The sequence below is a fragment of the Streptomyces nojiriensis genome (genome assembly GCF_017639205.1).
GTDB lineage: Bacteria > Actinomycetota > Actinomycetes > Streptomycetales > Streptomycetaceae > Streptomyces > Streptomyces nojiriensis.
The window spans coordinates 3,409,299-3,426,993 of record NZ_CP071139.1; the positions used below are offsets into that span (position 1 = coordinate 3,409,299).

General features: G+C 71.1%; 17 protein-coding genes and 2 tRNA genes. 1 reads left to right on the forward strand and 18 read right to left on the reverse strand.

Annotated features, from left to right (window positions below):
• Positions 1 to 192: 192 nt before the first annotated feature.
• The 11 genes from JYK04_RS15935 to JYK04_RS15985 form a co-directional block, all read right to left on the reverse strand.
• Positions 193 to 1,038 carry a DegV family protein gene (locus tag JYK04_RS15935; protein WP_189736891.1) on the reverse strand — a complete coding sequence of 282 codons (846 nt, stop codon included), beginning with the start codon at positions 1,036 to 1,038 and terminating at the stop codon, positions 193 to 195.
• Between the two features lie 141 nt (positions 1,039 to 1,179).
• Complete coding sequence (locus JYK04_RS15940) at positions 1,180 to 1,947, reverse strand: hypothetical protein (RefSeq protein WP_189736893.1); 768 nt, start codon at positions 1,945 to 1,947, stop codon at positions 1,180 to 1,182.
• A gap of 131 nt (positions 1,948 to 2,078) precedes the next feature.
• On the reverse strand, positions 2,079 to 4,949 hold the full coding sequence (gene leuS, locus JYK04_RS15945) for a leucine--tRNA ligase (protein ID WP_189736895.1): 2,871 nt from the start codon (positions 4,947 to 4,949) through the stop codon (positions 2,079 to 2,081).
• A 277-nt stretch (positions 4,950 to 5,226) separates the two neighbouring features.
• A tRNA-Ala gene (locus JYK04_RS15950) sits at positions 5,227 to 5,299 on the reverse strand.
• Positions 5,300 to 5,430: 131 nt separating this feature from the next.
• Positions 5,431 to 5,664: a hypothetical protein gene (locus tag JYK04_RS15955; protein WP_008738908.1), complete on the reverse strand. Its 234-nt coding sequence runs from the start codon at positions 5,662 to 5,664 to the stop codon at positions 5,431 to 5,433.
• A 144-nt stretch (positions 5,665 to 5,808) separates the two neighbouring features.
• Positions 5,809 to 5,881, reverse strand: a tRNA-Ala gene (locus tag JYK04_RS15960).
• Positions 5,882 to 6,004: 123 nt separating this feature from the next.
• Entirely contained in the window at positions 6,005 to 6,661 is a 657-nt protein-coding gene (locus tag JYK04_RS15965; RefSeq protein WP_189737480.1) for a histidine phosphatase family protein, read from the reverse strand.
• Positions 6,658 to 7,104 (reverse strand): ribosome silencing factor, encoded by a 447-nt coding sequence (gene rsfS, locus JYK04_RS15970; RefSeq protein WP_030008628.1) that lies wholly within the window; start codon positions 7,102 to 7,104, stop codon positions 6,658 to 6,660. The genes JYK04_RS15965 and rsfS overlap by 4 nt, the downstream gene beginning before the upstream one ends.
• Positions 7,105 to 7,245: 141 nt before the next feature.
• Positions 7,246 to 8,997, reverse strand: a complete 1,752-nt coding sequence (locus tag JYK04_RS15975) for an LCP family protein (RefSeq protein ID WP_189736897.1) — start codon at positions 8,995 to 8,997, stop codon at positions 7,246 to 7,248.
• Positions 8,998 to 9,021: 24 nt separating this feature from the next.
• Positions 9,022 to 9,639, reverse strand: a complete 618-nt coding sequence (gene nadD, locus JYK04_RS15980) for a nicotinate-nucleotide adenylyltransferase (protein WP_030008626.1) — start codon at positions 9,637 to 9,639, stop codon at positions 9,022 to 9,024.
• 64 nt (positions 9,640 to 9,703) lie between these two features.
• The gene (locus tag JYK04_RS15985; protein WP_189736899.1) at positions 9,704 to 9,868 is read right to left on the reverse strand and encodes a hypothetical protein; all 165 of its coding nucleotides are present in this window, start codon (positions 9,866 to 9,868) and stop codon (positions 9,704 to 9,706) included.
• Between the two features lie 139 nt (positions 9,869 to 10,007).
• On the opposite strand from JYK04_RS15985, the gene JYK04_RS15990 reads away from it, so the two are divergent.
• Complete coding sequence (locus JYK04_RS15990) at positions 10,008 to 11,078, forward strand: M48 family metallopeptidase (RefSeq protein ID WP_189736901.1); 1,071 nt, start codon at positions 10,008 to 10,010, stop codon at positions 11,076 to 11,078.
• On the opposite strand, the gene JYK04_RS15995 is transcribed toward JYK04_RS15990, so the two are convergent.
• From JYK04_RS15995 to JYK04_RS16025, 7 genes are all read right to left on the reverse strand, one after another.
• Complete coding sequence (locus tag JYK04_RS15995) at positions 11,062 to 12,258, reverse strand: SCO2583 family membrane protein (protein ID WP_189736903.1); 1,197 nt, start codon at positions 12,256 to 12,258, stop codon at positions 11,062 to 11,064. The two genes, JYK04_RS15990 and JYK04_RS15995, sit on opposite strands and share 17 nt — an antisense overlap.
• Positions 12,259 to 12,326: 68 nt before the next feature.
• Positions 12,327 to 12,878, reverse strand: coding sequence for an SCO2584 family spore wall biosynthesis protein (locus tag JYK04_RS16000; RefSeq protein ID WP_189736905.1), 552 nt, complete (start codon positions 12,876 to 12,878; stop codon positions 12,327 to 12,329).
• Between the two features lie 77 nt (positions 12,879 to 12,955).
• Positions 12,956 to 14,239 (reverse strand): glutamate-5-semialdehyde dehydrogenase, encoded by a 1,284-nt coding sequence (locus JYK04_RS16005; protein WP_189736907.1) that lies wholly within the window; start codon positions 14,237 to 14,239, stop codon positions 12,956 to 12,958.
• Between the two features lie 224 nt (positions 14,240 to 14,463).
• Positions 14,464 to 14,931 carry a hypothetical protein gene (locus tag JYK04_RS16010; protein ID WP_189737484.1) on the reverse strand — a complete coding sequence of 156 codons (468 nt, stop codon included), beginning with the start codon at positions 14,929 to 14,931 and terminating at the stop codon, positions 14,464 to 14,466.
• Between the two features lie 34 nt (positions 14,932 to 14,965).
• On the reverse strand, positions 14,966 to 16,093 hold the full coding sequence (gene proB, locus JYK04_RS16015; protein ID WP_030008620.1) for a glutamate 5-kinase: 1,128 nt from the start codon (positions 16,091 to 16,093) through the stop codon (positions 14,966 to 14,968).
• A 106-nt stretch (positions 16,094 to 16,199) separates the two neighbouring features.
• Positions 16,200 to 16,631 carry a GtrA family protein gene (locus JYK04_RS16020; protein WP_189736909.1) on the reverse strand — a complete coding sequence of 144 codons (432 nt, stop codon included), beginning with the start codon at positions 16,629 to 16,631 and terminating at the stop codon, positions 16,200 to 16,202.
• Positions 16,628 to 17,629 (reverse strand): glycosyltransferase family 2 protein, encoded by a 1,002-nt coding sequence (locus JYK04_RS16025; protein WP_229875231.1) that lies wholly within the window; start codon positions 17,627 to 17,629, stop codon positions 16,628 to 16,630. Before JYK04_RS16025 ends, JYK04_RS16020 begins: the two co-directional genes overlap by 4 nt.
• Positions 17,630 to 17,695: the final 66 nt, after the last annotated feature.

A 17,695-nucleotide genomic window follows, 5' to 3' on the forward strand; every position in this document is an offset into this window, starting at 1 on the left:
GTCGGCCGTCGGAAATACGGCTGTCGGAGCGACGGGGGCGGCCCGGGCCGGCCGTGGCGCCCGACGGATGCGAAGCACGCGTTCGAAGAGTCATGCCACGACCGTAGAGGCCGATCCCGCCCCCGGTTCGGATCACTCAATTCCGGTGGAAAAAAGCTCCGTTGTGGAAAACCGCGCCACCCGTTCCGGTGATCAGCGGGGCGAGACGACCGCCGCCAGCAGCCCAGGGCCGGTGTGCGCACCGATCACCGCGCCGACCTCGCTGACGTGCAGCTCGACCAGCCCGGGGATGCGCTCACGCAGCCGCTCGGCGAGCTTCTCCGCCCGCTCCGGAGCCGCCAGGTGGTGGACCGCCACGTCGACGTCGGCGGACCCGGCGCGCTCGACGGCCAGCTCTTCCAGGCGGGCGATGGCCTTGGACGACGTACGGACCTTCTCCAGCATCTCGATCCGCCCGCCGTCCAGCGTCAGCAGGGGCTTCACCGCCAGGGCCGACCCCAGGAGGGCCTGCGCGGCCCCGATCCGGCCGCCGCGGCGGAGGTAGTCGAGGGTGTCGACGTAGAAGTACGCGGCCATGTCCGCGGCACGCTTCTCGGCGGCCGCCACGGCCTCGTCCACGGACCCACCCGCCTCGGCCACCTCGGCCGCGGCGAGCGCGCAGAAGCCCAGAGCCATCGCGATCATGCCGGTGTCCACGACGCGCACCGGTACGGGTGCCGTCTTCGCGGCGAGCGCGGCGGCGTCGTAGGTGCCGGACAGCTCGGCGGACAGGTGCAGGCTGACGATGCCGGTCGCCCCGGCGTCCGCGGCCGCCCGGTAGGCCCGGACGAACTCCTCCGGGCTGGGGCGCGAGGTGGTGACCGAGCGGCGCTTCTGCAGGGCCAGGGCCAGGCTGCGCGCCGAGATCTCGGTGCCTTCCTCGAGCGCCTCGCCGCCGAGCACCACGGTGAGCGGGACGGCGGTGATTCCGTGCCGCGCCATGGCCGGTCGGGGCAGGTAGGCCGTGGAATCGGTGACGATGGCGACATGGCGGGACATGAGCCGGAGGTTACCGCCCGTGGGGGCATGACGGCAGCCTGGCCCCACGACGCGACCGTCGGCGGGTGGTCCCAGGGCGGCGAGAGCATACGGGACGGGCCCCGGGACCAGCCCCGGTACGAGCCCTCGTGGCGGGGCGCCTCAGGTGGTGCTCTCCGGTCGGCGCGCCTTCTGCCAGGGGTACTGCGGCGCCGGAGCGGCCGGGTTCAGGGCCTGCGGCTGGTCCGCGCCCCGCGCCGGGCTCGCCGCCGCAGCGGGCTGTCCCGCAGCGTTCCCCGGAGCCTGCGCCGGACCCGCCGCGGCCCCGTTCGCCTGCGCCGCGTCCCACGCCGCGGCCGCCGCCGCGAGGTCGTCCGCCGGCTCCCGCTGCCAGTCCCGCAGCGCGTCGGACTCGACCTCGATCTGCGCCGACAGCGTGGACAGGTCGTCCTGCGCGAAGCGCTGGGCCCGGTCCCGCGCGGCCCACCGCAGCGAGTCCGCGGCCTGCTTGATCTTGCCCGTGCGCTCCCGCAGGTCCGGCAGGCGCTCCGCGATCCGCCCGCGGTCGGGGTCCTGCTCCAGCCGCTTCAGCTCGTCGTCGAGCTCGCGCCCGTGCGCGCTCAGCCGCTCGAACAGCGCGATCGACTCGTGCAGCGAGGCGTCCGCCCGGACCCCGTCCTGCAGTGCCTGCTCCGTGGCGCGCATCGAGGTCCGCAGGTCGAGCCGCAGCTGCGCCAGCGCCCCCGTGACCCCGACCTGGCCGAAGCTCTTGGCGCGCAGGGTGGTGTCCTCCACGGTCCGCCGCGCCTGCGTGATGGTCCGGTCCACGCCGCGCTTGGTCGCCTGCACCACCTTGACGGTCGCGTACACACCCAACCCCAGGAAGGTGAAAAGCACCATCAGCGCGAAGATGATCAACGCGGCCTCCATGAGCATCCCTTCCCCAGTACCCCGACGGCTCGTTTCCGTCCCCTCCACGGTAAACGCCACGGGCAGGCCAGGGGTTCCAATCGAACCCCCAACCTGCCCGTACGGGATCCCCCCTATGCGGGGGCGCGCCCTCAGATGACGATGTTCACCAGCTTCGGCGCGCGCACGATCACCTTGCGGATCTCCGCGCCGCCCAGCGCCGCCACGACGCCCTCATCGGTCACGGCCAGCTGCTCCAGGTCCGCGTCGGAGATCGTCGGCGGCACCTCCAGCCGCGCCTTGACCTTGCCCTTGACCTGCACCACGCACGTCACGCTCTCGTCCACGACGTACGCCGGGTCCGCCACCGGGAAGTCCTGGTGGACCACCGACTCGCTGTGACCCAGGCGGTGCCACAGCTCCTCCGCGATGTGCGGGGCCAGCGGGGCGACCAGCAGCACCAGGGCCTCGGCCACCGAGCGCTCCAGCGGGCGGCCGGCCTTGGTCAGGGCGTTGTTCAGCTCGGTGATCTTCGCGATGGCGGTGTTGAAGCGCAGCCCGGTCAGGTCCGAGCCGGCCCCGTCGATCGCCTTGTGCAGCGCGCGCAGGGTCGCCTCGTCCGGCTCACCGTCCACGACGGTGACCGCACCGGTCTCCTCGTCCACGATGTTGCGCCACAGCCGCTGCAGCAGCCGGTACTGGCCCACCACGGCCCGGGTGTCCCACGGACGGGAGACGTCCAGCGGGCCCATCGCCATCTCGTACAGGCGCAGCGTGTCCGCCCCGTACTCCTCGCAGATCTCGTCCGGCGTGACGGCGTTCTTCAGGGACTTGCCCATCTTGCCGTGCTCACGCTTGACCGGCTGGCCCTGGTGGAAGTAGCCGCCGTCGCGCTCCTCGACCTCGGCCGCGGGCACGTAGACACCGCGCGCGTCGGTGTACGCGTACGCCTGGATCATGCCCTGGTTGAAGAGCTTGTGGAACGGCTCCGCCGAGGAGACGTGGCCCAGGTCGAACAGCACCTTCGACCAGAAGCGGGCGTACAGCAGGTGCAGCACCGCGTGCTCGGCGCCGCCCACGTACAGGTCGACACCACCGTGCGGTGCGCCCTCGCGCGGGCCCATCCAGTACTGCTCGATCTCCGGGTCCACCAGGGCCGAGGCGTTGTTCGGGTCCAGGTAGCGCAGCTCGTACCAGCAGGAACCGGCCCAGTTGGGCATGGTGTTGGTCTCGCGGCGGAAGGAGCGCACGCCCCGGCCGTCGCCCAGGTCCAGCTCCACGTTGACCCACTCGCCGTTGCGCGACAGGGGGGTCTCCGGCTTGGAGGTGGCGTCGTCCGGCTCGAAGGTGCGCGGGGAGTAGTCCTCGACCTCCGGCAGCTCCAGGGGCAGCATCGACTCGGGCAGCGGGTGCGCGACGCCGTCCTCGTCGTAGACGATCGGGAAGGGCTCGCCCCAGTAGCGCTGGCGGCTGAACAGCCAGTCGCGCAGCCGGAAGTTGACCGTCCCCTCGCCGATGCCGCGCTCGGCCAGCCAGTCGGTGATCGCGGCCTTCGCCTCGACGACGCCCAGGCCGTCCAGGGCGATGCCCTCGCCCGTCGAGTTGACCAGCTTCGCGTCGTAGGAGACGAAGGCGTCGTCCCACTCGGCGGGGTCGGTGCCGCGCCCGTCCGAGGGCTCCACGACGCAGCGCATCGGCAGCTCGAAGGCGCGCGCGAACTCGAAGTCGCGGCCGTCGTGCGCCGGGACGGCCATGATCGCGCCGGTGCCGTAGCCCATCAGCACGTAGTCGGCGATGAAGACGGGGACCTTGTCACCGCTGACCGGGTTGACCGCGTACTCGCCGGTGAAGACACCGGTCTTGTCCTTGGCCTCGGCCTGCCGCTCGACGTCCGACTTCGCGGCGGCCTGCTTGCGGTAGGCGCTGACGGCCTCCGCCGGCGTGGCGTGCCCGCCGGTCCACACCTCGTGGGTGCCCTCGGGCCAGGCGGCCGGGATGAACTTCTCCACCAGCGGGTGCTCGGGCGCCAGCACCATGTAGGTGGCGCCGAACAGGGTGTCCGGACGGGTGGTGAAGACGGTGATGGCCTCGTCGCCCAGCGCGAAGTCGACGCGCGCGCCCTCGCTGCGGCCGATCCAGTTCCGCTGCTGCAGCTTGATGGCCTCGGGCCAGTCCAGCGCGTCCAGGTCGTCGATCAGCCGGTCGGCGTAGGCGGTGATCCGCATGTTCCACTGGCTCAGCCGGGACTTGAAGACGGGGAAGTTGCCGCGCTCGGACCGGCCGTCGGCGGTGACCTCCTCGTTGGCCAGTACGGTGCCCAGCCCGGGGCACCAGTTCACGGGCGCGTCCGAGGAGTACGCCAGCCGGTACTCGTTCAGTACGTCGGCCCGCTCGGCCGCGGTCAGAGCGGCCCAGGCGCGGCCGCCGGGAACCTCACGGGAGCCGTCCTCGAAGGCGGCGACCAGCTCGGTGATCGGCCGGGCCTTCTTCGCGTCGGCGTCGTACCAGGAGTTGTAGATCTGCAGGAAGATCCACTGGGTCCACTTGTAGTAGTCCGGGTCGATCGTGGCGAACGACCGGCGCTTGTCGTGGCCCAGGCCCAGCCGGCGCAGCTGGACCTTCATGTTCTCGATGTTGGCCTCGGTCGAGACGCGCGGGTGCGTGCCGGTCTGCACGGCGTACTGCTCCGCCGGCAGGCCGAAGGCGTCGAAGCCCAGGGTGTGCAGGACGTTGTGGCCGGTCATCCGCTGGTGACGGGCGAAGACGTCGGTGGCGATGTACCCGAGCGGGTGTCCGACGTGCAGGCCCGCACCGGAGGGGTACGGGAACATGTCCATGATGAACTTCTTGGGCCGTGCGACCACCGCGGGGTCACCGGCCAGGTCACCGGTCGGGTTCGGGGCCTCGTACGTGCCCTGCGCGTCCCAGACGTCCTGCCAGCGTGCCTCGATGTCGGCGGCCATGGCAGCCGTGTAGCGGTGCGCCTCGGCCGCCTCGGGGGCCGGGGTGTTCGTCTCGCTCATGATTTCTGAAGCTCCATCGATCGTCTTCGCCGTCTCTGCCTGCCCAAACGAAAAAACCCCTCGCACAGGAGGGGACGCCGCGCCGATGCCGACCTCTCGTGGGTCGGCGCTGATCAGCGCGGCTCGGTAAGCAGAAGGCGTACGGCACGCATGGCGTCAGGGTACCGCAGCGGCCCCTCCCGACGCTCGGCCGTTCCACCCGTCGACACGGCACACAGGGGTACGGCGGCACGACGAGAAGCGGGCCACCCGATCCGGGTGGCCCGCTTCTTCACTGTGGAGCTAAGGAGAATTGAACTCCTGACCTCCTGCATGCCATGCAGGCGCTCTACCAACTGAGCTATAGCCCCTTGTTGTGCTTGCCGCTTCGGTTTCCCTTGCCGGTTCCCCTTGGCGACGTCCCAAACATTACACGGTCATGGCCCTGGTCCAAAAATCGGTTTCCACCAACCAGAGACCATGTCCGATTTGAGCCAGTTCGTCACGCCCGAGCGAACTGGTAGAACCGCTTGAGCGTGCAGTGCTCGTCGAGCAGCCGCCCGTAGATCGGCTCCCCTTCCAGCTCACGGTACGTCTCGATCGGGTCGCCTTTTATGATCAGCGCCCGAGCGCATTCCTCGCACCAGTACTGGTAGTCGGGGTTGACCGGGTCCATGTCCCGCACGATCGGCGTGCCGTTGTTGCACCAGTCGCACCGGCGCCGGTGTGCACCCATCCGTCAGCGACTCCCTCCCGCGTCGGGCCGTCGTCTCCCCCTCCGGCGGTCACGATTCTGCCATGCCGGTGCGGGCGAGGTCAGCAAACGCAAAGGGTACAAAAGCAAGGATCCCGCCCCCTGTTGGGGACGGGATCCTGATTGTGGAGCTAAGGAGAATTGAACTCCTGACCTCCTGCATGCCATGCAGGCGCTCTACCAACTGAGCTATAGCCCCGCTCTCCGCGGCGCTCCCCCCGTCTCCGGTGTTCTGCGCTGCGAACAAGAAGAACTCTAGCCTGTGACCAGCCGGAAAGTGAAATCCGGGTGGAAGCCCCGCCGGGGAGCGGCAGAAGGCCGCTCAGTCGTCGTCGCCGAGCACCGGTTCCGGCAGCGTGCCGGCGTTGTGCTCCAGCAGCCGCCAGCCGCGCGCGCCCTCGCCGAGGACGGACCAGCAGCAGTTGGAGAGCCCGCCGAGGCCCTCCCAGTCGGACGCGTTCAGGCCCAGCAGGCGCCCGATCGTCGTACGGATGGTGCCGCCGTGGCTGACCACGACGAGGGTGCCGGACCCCGGCAGCCGGCCGACGTGTTCCAGCACCACCGGCGCGGCGCGGTCGGCGACCTCGGTCTCCAGCTCACCGCCGCCGCGGCGGACCGGTTCGCCGCGCTTCCACGCCGCGTACTGCTCGCCGTACTTCTCGAGGATCTCGTCGTGCGTGAGGCCCTGCCATTCGCCGGCGTACGTCTCGCGCAGCGCGGCGTCGTGCGCCACCGTCAGCCCCGTCAGGGCCGCCAGCTCGGCAGCCGTGGCGGAGGCGCGCCGCAGGTCGGAGGCCACGATGGCATCCGGCTTCAGCGAGGCGAGCAACCGCGCGGAGCGGCGCGCCTGCGCCACACCCGCCTCGGTCAGCTCGATGTCCGTGGAGCCCTGGAAGCGGCGCTCCAGGTTCCACGAGGTCTGGCCGTGCCGCCAGAGGACGATCTTCCTGCCGGACTTGCCCGAGGTGGTCGTGCTCAGAACAGATCACCGTCCAGTTCGTCGTCGCCCGCCGCCTCGCGCAGCTTGGCGTGCTCCTCGGCCTTGCCGATGGTGAGCTTGGCGTCCTCGGGGAGCTCGATCTCGGGGCAGTCCTTCCACAGGCGCTCCAGCGCGTAGAAGACACGCTCCTCGCTGTGCTGGACGTGGACGACGATGTCGACGTAGTCGAGCAGGATCCAGCGGGCGTCGCGGTCGCCCTCGCGGCGCACCGGCTTGGCGCCGAGCTCCTTGAGCAGGCGCTCCTCGATCTCGTCGACGATCGACTTGACCTGGCGGTCGTTGGGCGCCGAGGCGAGCAGGAAGGCGTCGGTGATCGACAGCACGTCGCTGACGTCGTACGCGATGATGTCGTGCGCGAGCCGGTCGGCCGCGGCCTGGGCGGCGGCGGTGATGAGCTCGATGGAGCGGTCCGTGGCGGTCACTGGCCATGCTTTCGGGTTGGCGGGCAGATCCTTACAAGGGTCTCATGTACCGCCGACACCGCCCGCGCGCAGCGTCGCGCGCGGGCGAATGCCTCCCTCGGGGGCGCTCCGGAGCCTGGTCGGGAGCTGGCCAGGAGCTGGTCAGGACGCCTTGTAGTCCTTGCCCAGGATCACCACGATCTCCGCGTTCACCACGTTCTCGGCCTTCTTCACGGCCGTCTCGGGCAGTCCCAGCGTCTTGGCGACCTCGATCGCGCGGTCCCGCTGCGCGTCGTCCTGGTAGGTGATCTGCGAGGTGGCCGCCGTCTTGTCGGCCTTGCCGCCGTCGACGAAGGTGTAGCCGCCGTTCATCAGCGCCGCCTTCGCCGCGACCTGCGCCTTCTCGTCGCCGGTGGCGTCCTTGAGGCCGACGCGGGGGGTCGCACCGGGCTGCGCCGCGGCGCCGGAGCCGCCCAGCACCTCCTTGACGACCGTCTTGTTCGCGTCGTCCGTGAGCGTGCCGTCCGCCTTCACCGCGAGGACGTCCGTGCGGTACGCGCCCACCTTGGCGTGCGCGCCGAGCCGGGACAGCAGGGCCCCGAGGGTCTGCGCGTTCAGGGCCGGATCGAGGATCTGGCCGATGCTCTCGACGGTCACGGCCGCCGCCTTCGGGTCGCTCGGGACCTTGCGCAGCACCGCCTGGAGCACCTTGCCCACGCGTTCCAGCTGCTTGGCCTCCGGTTCGCCCTGTCCGCGGTACGTGGCGTAGGCCACGGCCATCGAGCCGCTCAGGCTCTGCTTCTGGCCCTGGGCCACGGCCGGGGTCTTGGCCGCGTCGTCGGCCGGGACCGCGGTGTCGGTGTCGACCTCGATGCCGCCGACCAGCTCGACCAGGTTCTCCAGGAAGGGGGTGTCCAGGCGCCAGGTGCCGCCGATGTGGGTGCCGAGCACGGAGTCGAGGGCCTCGCGGGTGCCGAGGCCGCCTTCCTCGACCGACTTGCCGAGCCCCGTCGGCGTCCCCTCCTGGCCGGTGACGGCCAGGGCGTTCGGGAGCAGGACGGTGGCGCCCTTCTTGGTGGTGACGTTGTCGACGAGCAGCGCCGAGGAGGTGCCGCCCTTCTTGGTGTTGTGCAGGTGGACGACGATGATGTCGCGCTTCTGCGCGGCGGCGTCGGCGGTCGCCGCGGTCTTCTTCTCGCCGGGGCCGTCGAGGAAGGGCAGCTTGCCCGCGTACCAGAGGTAGCCGAGTCCGCCGACGACGAACAGGGCGAGGACGACGATCAGCGCCACCACCCGGTTGCGGCCGCGGCGGCGGGCCTCCTCGCGGCGTTCGGTGCGGCTCTCGGTGAATTTGAGCCAGTCGATGACGTCCTCGGAGTCCTCGTCCGGCTGGTCGATGAAGGCGAACATCTCGGTGCGGTAGTCCCGGTCCGCCCCGGGCTCTCGGTCGGGCTCGCCGTCGTGGCCGCGGTCGCGCTGGTCGCCCCGCGCACCGCCCTCTTCGGCGTCCGGCCGGCGCGGCTCGGGGACCTGGGGGGCCTGCCGTTCGGCGGGGGCCGGGGGCTCCGGGGCGGTCTGCTGCGGGATCCACTGCTGGGTCTGCTGCGTGTCGTACCCGTAGGCGGGCGCCTGGGTGTACTCCTGCTGCCCGTACTCCTGGGCGGCCGGCTGCTGCGACTGCTGCTGCGGGTAGTACGGCTGCTGCTGTTGCGGCTGCTGCTGGCCGTAGCCCTGGTAGTCGTAGCCGTACTGCTGCTGCTCGTACGGCTGCCCGTACTGCTGCGGGGCGGCCGGAGCGGGCTGGGCGGGCTGCGCGGGCACCTGGCCGTACACCGGCCGCCCGTACGCGTCGTAGCCGACGAGCTGCTGCTCCTGGGCGGCATACGGGTCGTACGGATCCTGTCGGTCGTTCACCGCGGGGCCCCTCTCTCCGGAAGCTCAGGCTCCCCGGTACAGCTCACGCTTGTCGATGTAGCGCACGACGCCGTCCGGCACCAAATACCAGACAGGATCCCCCTGGGCCACCCTCGCACGGCAGTCGGTGGACGAGATCGCGAGCGCGGGCACCTCCACCAGGGAGACGCCGCCCTCGGGGAGCCCGTCGTCGGTGAGCACGTGGCCCGGCCGGGTGACTCCGATGAAGTGGGAGAGCGAGAAGAGCTCTTCGGCGTTGCGCCAGGTCAGGATCTGTGCGAGCGCGTCGGCACCGGTGATGAAGAACAGGTCGGCGTCGTCGTTCTGCGCCTTCAGGTCCCGCAGGGTGTCGATGGTGTAGGTCGGCCCGCCGCGGTCGATGTCGATGCGGCTCACCGAGAACTGCGGGTTCGAGGCCGTGGCGATGACCGTCATCAGATAGCGGTCCTCGGCCGGCGAGACGGCCCGCTGCGACTTCTGCCACGGCTCGCCGGTCGGCACGAACATCACCTCGTCGAGGTGGAAAAGGGCGGCCACCTCGCTGGCGGCCACCAGGTGTCCGTGATGGATCGGGTCGAATGTCCCGCCCATCACGCCGAGCCGGCGCTTGACCGGACCGGTAGGCATCTCCTGCTCTCCCATGAGCGCAGAGCCTACTGGCCCGGGGGACGCGTCGTTCTCGTCGGGTTCAGCGGGTCCGGCCGGTTCAGCGGTCGCGGTTCAGGCGCGTGGTGACCCAGAGCATCAGGATCAGGATGACGAAGGCACCGCCGCCGGTCAGGTACGGGTTCAGGCTGTCGTGGTTGCCGCCGTGCTCGGCCCCCTCCGAGGCGAGGACGACCAGGTTGTGGGCGGTGGTGGAGAGGCTCATCAGGCAGATACCTATCGAGTCGGGGAGCGGGCGGAGACTTCGCTCACATCGTATGCGGGGGCCTGGGGCACGCTCACGCCGACTCAGGCGTTGGAGAGGATAGACGCAGGGACGAGCAGTTCATCCAGGGGAGGGCGCTATGACGGAAACAGGGTTCGAGAAAGTACCGGCGCGGGACCGCAGGCGGTTCCCCGGCATCTCGTCGCGGGCGTACGAGCATCCGGCGGACCGCTCCGCGCTGGTGGCACTGCGCAAGCTGAGCGGCTTCGACACGGTGTTCAAGGCGCTGAGCGGGCTGCTTCCGGAGCGGAGCCTGCGGCTGATGTTCCTGTCGGAGTCGGTGCGGGTGGGCGAGACGCAGTTCCCGCACCTGTACGCGATGCTGCGCGACGCCTGCTACATCCTGGACCTGGAGAAGGTCCCGCAGATGTACGTGCAGCAGGACCCGAAGCCGAACGCCATGTGCATCGGGCTGGACGAGCCGATCATCGTGGTGACCACGGGCCTCGTCGAGCTGCTCGACGAGGAGGAGATGCGCGCGGTGGTGGGCCACGAGGTGGGCCACGCGCTGTCGGGGCACGCCGTCTACCGCACGATCCTGCTGTTCCTGACCAACCTGGCGCTGAAGATCGCGTGGATCCCGCTGGGCAATGTGGCGATCATGACGATCGTGACCGCGCTGCGGGAGTGGTTCCGCAAGTCGGAGCTCTCGGCCGACCGGGCCGGGCTGCTGGTGGGACAGGACGTGCAGGCCTCGATGCGGGGGCTGATGAAGATCGCGGGTGGCAACCACCTCCACGAGATGAACGTGGACGCCTTCCTGGCCCAGGCCGAGGAGTACGAGTCGAGCGGCGATCTGCGCGACTCCGTGCTGAAGATCCTGAATCTGCTGCCCCGCACGCACCCCTTCACCACGGTGCGGGCGGCCGAGCTGAAGAAGTGGGCGGAGAGCCGCGACCACCAGCGGATCATGGACGGCCACTACCCGCGGCGGGACGAGGACAAGGACACCTCGGTGACCGACTCCTTCCGCCAGTCCGCCGCGCACTACGCCGATTCGGTGCGCACCAGCAAGGACCCGCTGTTCAAGTTCGTCGGTGACCTCGCGGGCGGGGCGGCCGACGTGGGTGGCAAGCTCCGTGACAAGTTCACGGGCGCCGGGGCCGGCACCGCCCCGCAGGACAAGGCAGGGCCTACGGAGCAGGGCTGACGGGGGCGGACTGCGGGGGCGGGGGCGGCGGTGCGGACGGGGTCACGGCCTGGGTCTCGGGCGAGGCCAGGACACCGCACAGCCCGGCCGTGCGCCGCGGTTGGCCGCTGGCGTACGGGTCGCTCGGGGCCGGGCCGACCGTGGTCGGGCCTGCTCCGGCCAGGAGCGGGTGGAAGGCTCCGGCCGGGTCGGCGGAGCAGTCCTGCGGCCCGGCCATCACATAGGCCGAGGCCAGCTCCAGCCGCCGGGCCGTCAGGTCCTCCCGGTCGAAGCGCAGCCGCAGCTCGCGCCGGACGGTGAAGAGCGAGGCGCCGTCGGCAGCGGCCGGGGATCCGGTGGCGGGCCGTACGGCGTACACGAAGGTGTGGTCGGTGGTGACCTCCAGCATGTCCGGGGCCACCTCCTCGAAGGCGAGCGTGCCGCTCACCCGGACCCGGGAGTCGGCCACGACGGCGGTGGCCTGGTCGAAGCGGACCAGCCAGCCGGTGGCCGCGTGGCGGCCGTCGCCGGAGGGCGAGGTCATGCTGCGGTCGAACTGCGCCAGCTGGTCGGGGTCGAGCAGGACGCGCACCGGGCGGGAGGCCGCTCCGGCGAGGATGTCGGGGTCGAGCGAGGACTGCACCAGGTAGTCCTTGGCGATGGACAGCGCGGCGACGACCTGGGCGTCGGTGAAGTGGTGCGTGCGGCGCACGGCGGGCAGGGTGATGCCGGCCGCTCCGACCCGGTAGTCGGCGGCGGGGCTCTTCGCGTACAGCTCGGTGGGGCGCCCGCCGGGCACGTCACTGGTCGGCGCGAGCGGGACCACGGTGCTGCTGAGTGCCTGGGCGGGTCCCCCGGACGGGGGCACGTAGGGGTTGCGCAGCCCCATGTAGACGGCGAAGGCGAAGGCCGTGGCGATGAGCAGCACGAGCAGCATGCCCTGCCGTGCGCCCCGGCCGGGGGTGCCGGTCCGGGACGCGGAGCCGCCGCCGGACCAGATGGACCGGCTGCGCACCGCACGGGCGTGTTCGCCCATGCGTTCCTGGGCGGAGTACTCCTGGAGCCGGGCAGCCCGGACGAAGTCCTCGTCGAACACCACGGACCGGTACTCGTCCGAACGGAAGTCGTCGGACCGGAAGTCGTCGTCGCCCCCGCCCATGCCCTCGGGGGTGCTGTTGGGTGGATCTCCTGGCACGGCCATCGCTTCTCCCCGCTGTCCCCGCTACAGAGAAGCCCCCAGCTCCGGCGTATGCGAGTGGGGTCGTACCTTCAGGGTTGGCGAACGGAGGGGTACGTAAACGCGCCGACACCGGTGACTTCACCCCTGGGGGTGCTGGCGGGGGCCGGGGCGGGGTCCGCCTCGCCCGAGGCACTGCGGTAGACGGCGCTGAAGGCGAGCGCGACCATGCCGAGGCCCATCACGAAGGCGAGCACCCAGGCGACGGGACGCAGCCAGGGTGCGCGGCCGCGGTAGGGGCGCAGGCTGCCGCCGTAGGCCCCGTACGGGCCGTCCGGGTACCCGTAGCCGCGGTCGTGGTCCCAGCCGTGGTCGTCGTCGTACCCGTCGGGATGGCCGTATCCGTAGCTGTCGTAGTCGTCGTCGCCCGTCCAGCCGCCGGCCACGGCACGGGCGGCTTCGGCCTCCGCGCGCGCTCGGTCGGCCGCCCGCTGGCGCTCGGCGGCGCTCGGTTCACGGATCTCGGCGTTCCGGACGAAGTCCTCGTCGAACACCACGGAGGCGAAGTCGTACTCCGCGCCTCCGCGGTCGTCGTCGGGCTCCCCGTCGTCCGGGAACGGCTTGCCCCCCACGTCGTCCGGCACAGGACCAGCCTAGACCTGGGGGGCCTCCTTGGGCAGGGTGTGCGCCGAATTCCGGCCACGCCGTGCTCGAGGTCTCACTACCGAACGTGACCGTCGCCGGTGACGATGTACTTGGTGGAGGTCAGCTCGGGAAGGCCCATCGGGCCCCTGGCGTGCAGCTTCTGGGTGGAGATACCGATCTCCGCGCCGAAGCCGAACTGGCCACCGTCCGTGAACCGAGTGGATGCATTCACGGCGACCGTGGTCGAGTCGACCAGCTGGGTGAAGCGGCGCGCAGCGGCCTGCGAGGTGGTGACGATCGCCTCGGTGTGACCGGAGGTCCAGCGGCGGATGTGGGTGACGGCGTCGTCGAGGGAGTCCACGACCGCGGCGGCGATGTCGTAGGACAGGTACTCGGCGGCCCAGTCCTCGTCCGTGGCGGGCAGCGCGGTGACCTTGCCGCCCTCGGCGGCGGCGAGGACCCGGGCGTCGCCGTGCACGGTGACGCCGGCGTCGGCGAGCGCGTCGAGGGCGCGCGGCAGGAAGGCGTCGGCGATGTCGCGGTGCACGAGGAGGGTCTCGGCGGAGTTGCAGACGGAGGGCCGCTGGGCCTTGGAGTTGATGAGGATGTCCACCGCCATGTCCAGGTCGGCCCGGGCGTCGACGTACACGTGGCAGTTGCCGGTACCGGTCTCGATGACCGGGACGGTGGATTCCTCGACCACGGTCTTGATGAGGGAGGCACCGCCGCGCGGGATGAGCACGTCGACGAGGCCGCGGGCGCGCATCAGCTCGCGGACGGAGTCGCGCGACTCGCCGGGGACGAGCTGGATCGCGTCGGCGGGCAGGCCGGCGCTCACGACGGCGTCCCGCAGGATGGCGACGAGCGCGGTGTTGGAGGAGTAGGCGGAGGAACTGCCGCGCAGCAGCACCGCGTTGCCGGACTTGAGGCAGAGGGCGGCGGCGTCGACGGTGACGTTGGGGCGGGCCTCGTAGATGATGCCGACGACGCCGAGCGGGACGCGGATCTGCCGGAGGTCGATGCCGTTGGGGAGGGTGCTGCCGCGGACGACCTCGCCGACGGGGTCGGGGAGGGCGGCGACGTCGCGGACGTCGGAGGCGATGGCGGCGACCCGCTCCGGGGTCAGGGTGAGGCGGTCGATGACGGTCTCGCTGGTACCGGCGGCGCGGGCCTTGTCCGTGTCCACGGCGTTGGCCGCGATGATCTCGGCCGTACGGGCCTCCAGCGCGTCCGCGATCGCCAGCAGGGCGGTGTCCTTGGCGGACCGCGGGAGTGGGGCGATCGCCGCGGCGGCGGTACGGGACCGCTGCGCGGTGGCGAGGACGGGCGAGGTGGCGGTGGCGGCATCGAGCGAGGTCATGCCGCCCAGGGTAATCCCCCGGCGGTACCCCGCCGCTGGGGTTCCATCCCCCGAGACGGTGGGCGCCGGCCGTCCGGGGGGACCCCCGGCCGGGCTCCGCCCGGACCCCGGTCCTCAAGCGCCGGACGGGCTGAATGGTCCCGGACCGGCTGGACGGCCCCAAAGGGCTGGACGGTCCCAGAGGGCTGGACGGTCCCAGAGGGCTGGAGGGTCCCGGACCGGGGCTAGTACGGGTGGACGCCTACCGGGTGGGCCGGGGGCGGGCCGTAGCCCTCCGCCACGCGCTGGTGGTAGGTGGCGCGGTCGATGACCTCCAGGCCGACGATCTCCCAGGGCGGGAGCTGCGCCGTGGAGCGGTGTTCGCCCCACAGGCGCAGGGCGACGGCCGCCGCGTCGTGGAGGTCCCGGGCCTCTTCCCAGTAGCGGATCTCCGCGTGGTCGTCGGCGTACCGGCTGGTCAGCAGGAAGGGATGGTCGTGGGCCAGTTGCTCCAGCCCGCGCCGGACCTCGGACAGCGGGGCCGGCTTGCCGGAGACGCTCAGGGTCACGTGCCACAGGCGCGATGCGTGATCCTGCTCCTCCCCGCCACCGCCGCCTTCACCGTCCCCTGTACCGACGCTGGTCAGCGCTCGTCTCACCAGTCGCCTCCTGTCTCCGCCACGCGGGTCCGCCCGCCCTCCACAGTTGACCAGTCCACGGGCCGCCGCGCTCCGCTTTTGCCGAACCTCAGCCCTCCAGCAGGACCAGATCGTCCCGGTGGACGACCTCCCGCTCGTACGCGGGTCCGAGTTCCCGCGCGAGCTCGCGAGTGGAGCGGCCGAGGAGCTGCGGGAGCTCCTTGGCGTCGAAGTTGACCAGGCCCCGGGCCACGGCTCGGCCGTCCGCGGAACGCAGCTCCACCGGGTCCCCGGCGACGAAGTCGCCTTCGACCGCCGCGATCCCCGCGGGCAGCAGCGAGCTGCCGCGCTCGGTGACCGCGCGGACGGCGCCGTCGTCCAGGACCAGGTGCCCCTGCGGGGTCGACGCGTGCTGGAGCCAGAGCAGCCGGTCCGCGGAGCGGCGCCCGGTGGCGTGGAACAGCGTGCCGGTCCCCCGTCCGGCGAGGGCGTCGGCGGCCTGGCTCGCGGAGGTCAGCACCACCGGGATCCCGGCGGCGGCCGCGATCCGGGCCGCCTCGACCTTGGTGACCATGCCGCCGGTGCCCACGCCCGCCTTGCCGGCGCTGCCGATGGAGACGTGCGCGATGTCCTCGGGCCCGCGGACCTCTTCGATGCGCGTGGTGCCGGGCTGGGACGGGTCGCCGTCGTAGAGGCCGTCCACGTCCGAGAGGAGCACGAGGAGGTCGGCGCGGACGAGGTGGGCGACGAGGGCCGCCAGCCGGTCGTTGTCGCCGAAGCGGATCTCGTCCGTGGCCACGGTGTCGTTCTCGTTGACGACGGGGAGCGCGCCCATGGCGAGCAGCTGGTCGAGGGTGCGGTACGCGTTGCGGTAATGGGCGCGGCGGCTGGTGTCGTCGGTGGTGAGGAGCACCTGGCCGACGCGGACGCCGTACCGGGCGAAGGAGGCGGTGTAGCGGGCGACGAGCAGGCCCTGGCCGACGCTCGCGGCGGCCTGCTGCCGGGCCAGGTCCTTGGGCCGGCGGCGCAGGCCGAGCGGGGAGAGCCCGGCGGCGATGGCTCCGCTGGAGACGAGGACGATCTCCTTCTCGCCTCCGCTGCGGGCCTTGGCGAGGACGTCGACGAGCGCGTCCACCCGGTCGGCGTCGAGTCCGCCGGCCGCGGTGGTCAGGGAGGAGGAGCCGACCTTGACCACGATCCTGCGGGCGTCCACGACACCTTGCCTAGCCGCTGACACGTCTGTCCCCTTGCCCCTTGCCGAAATGCCCGTCGGCGAAATGCACGTCGCCGAGATGCCTGCCGTCTCAATCTACGGGGTGGGCGCGCGCGGCTGCTCGGGGGTTTCAGACCCTGGACGAGGACCCCGCCTCCACGGGCGGGGCCTCCTCGGCCCGGGCGGCACCTGGGACGAGGATCTTGCGGGAGAGCAGGAAGGTGAACGGGATGGCCACGACCGCCGCGACCAGCGGGGCGATCCGGGTGTCCATCCCGGCCCAGGTCACCAGCGCGTAGAGGCCGACGGACTGGATCACGAAGTTGGTGATGTTCGTCAGCGGGAACAGGAAGAACTTCTTCCAGGTCGGCCGGGTGCGATAGGTGAAGTAGGTGTTCATGAAGAACGAGCCGACCATCGCCAGCACGAAGGCGAGCGAGTAGGCGGCGAAGTACGGCATCCACGGGTGCAGGAGCAGGTAGACGACGAAGAAGGTGCCGGTGTTGACTCCGCCCACGAGGGCGAATCTGAACACCTGGCCGAGCTGGTCCTTGCGGCTCATCGGGCGCTGCGCTCCACGATCGTAGGCTCTGCGACCGGGGCCGCCGGCCGGTCATCGGTCCGCGGGAGCGGCTGTGCTCCGTGCGATTCCTTCACCAGGAAGTGCGGCCTGCGCTTGGCTTCGTAGTAGATGCGGCCGATGTACTCGCCGATCAGGCCCAGCATGATCAACTGTACGCCGCCCAGCCCGGTGATGATCGCCACGAGCGTGACGTATCCCGGGGACTCCACGCCGTTGGTGATCGCCATGATCGTGATCCACAGGGCGTACAGACCGGTCAGGGCGACCAGCGACACGCCGAACCAGATCCCGACCCGCAGCGGCTTGTTGTTGAAGGAGATCAGGCCGTCCATGCCGTAGTTCAGCAGGGCGCCGAACTTCCACTTCGTCTCGCCGGCCTCGCGCTGCGCGTTGCGGTAGTCGAAGTGGACGGTGTCGAAGCCGATCCAGGAGAACAGCCCCTTGGAGAAGCGGTTGTACTCCGGCAGCGACAGCAGGGCGTCCACGGCCGGGCGCGAGAGCATGCGGAAGTCGCCGACGCCGTCGGTGAGCTCCACGTCGACCCAGCGGTTGACGCCCCGGTAGTAGAGGCTGCTGAGGGCGGAGCGGAGTTTCTTGTCGCCCTCGCGCGTGCGGCGGGCGATGATCTGGTCGTGTCCCTGCCGGTAGTGCTCCAGCATGGTGGCGATGAGCTCCGGCGGGTGCTGGAGGTCCGCATCCATGATCACTACGGCGTCGCCCGTGGCCTCGCGCAGGCCCGCGAGCATGCCGGCCTCCTTGCCGAAGTTCCGGCTGAAGGAGACGTAGCGGGTCTCCTCGCCGTGCTCGGCGGCGATCTTCCGGAGCTTGTCGAGGGTGCCGTCGCGGCTTCCGTCGTCGACGTAACAGACCTCGTACTCGACGGGGAGGGCGTCCAGAACCCTCCGGATCTCCGCGTCGAAGCTGTCGATGACGGCTTCTTCGTTGAAGCAGGGGACAACTACGGACAGCTTCGTCATGAACACTTCCTGCTGGATCCGAACGGGTGATTGTCGGCGGCCGGACCCGCCTCTCACCTCTTCCTT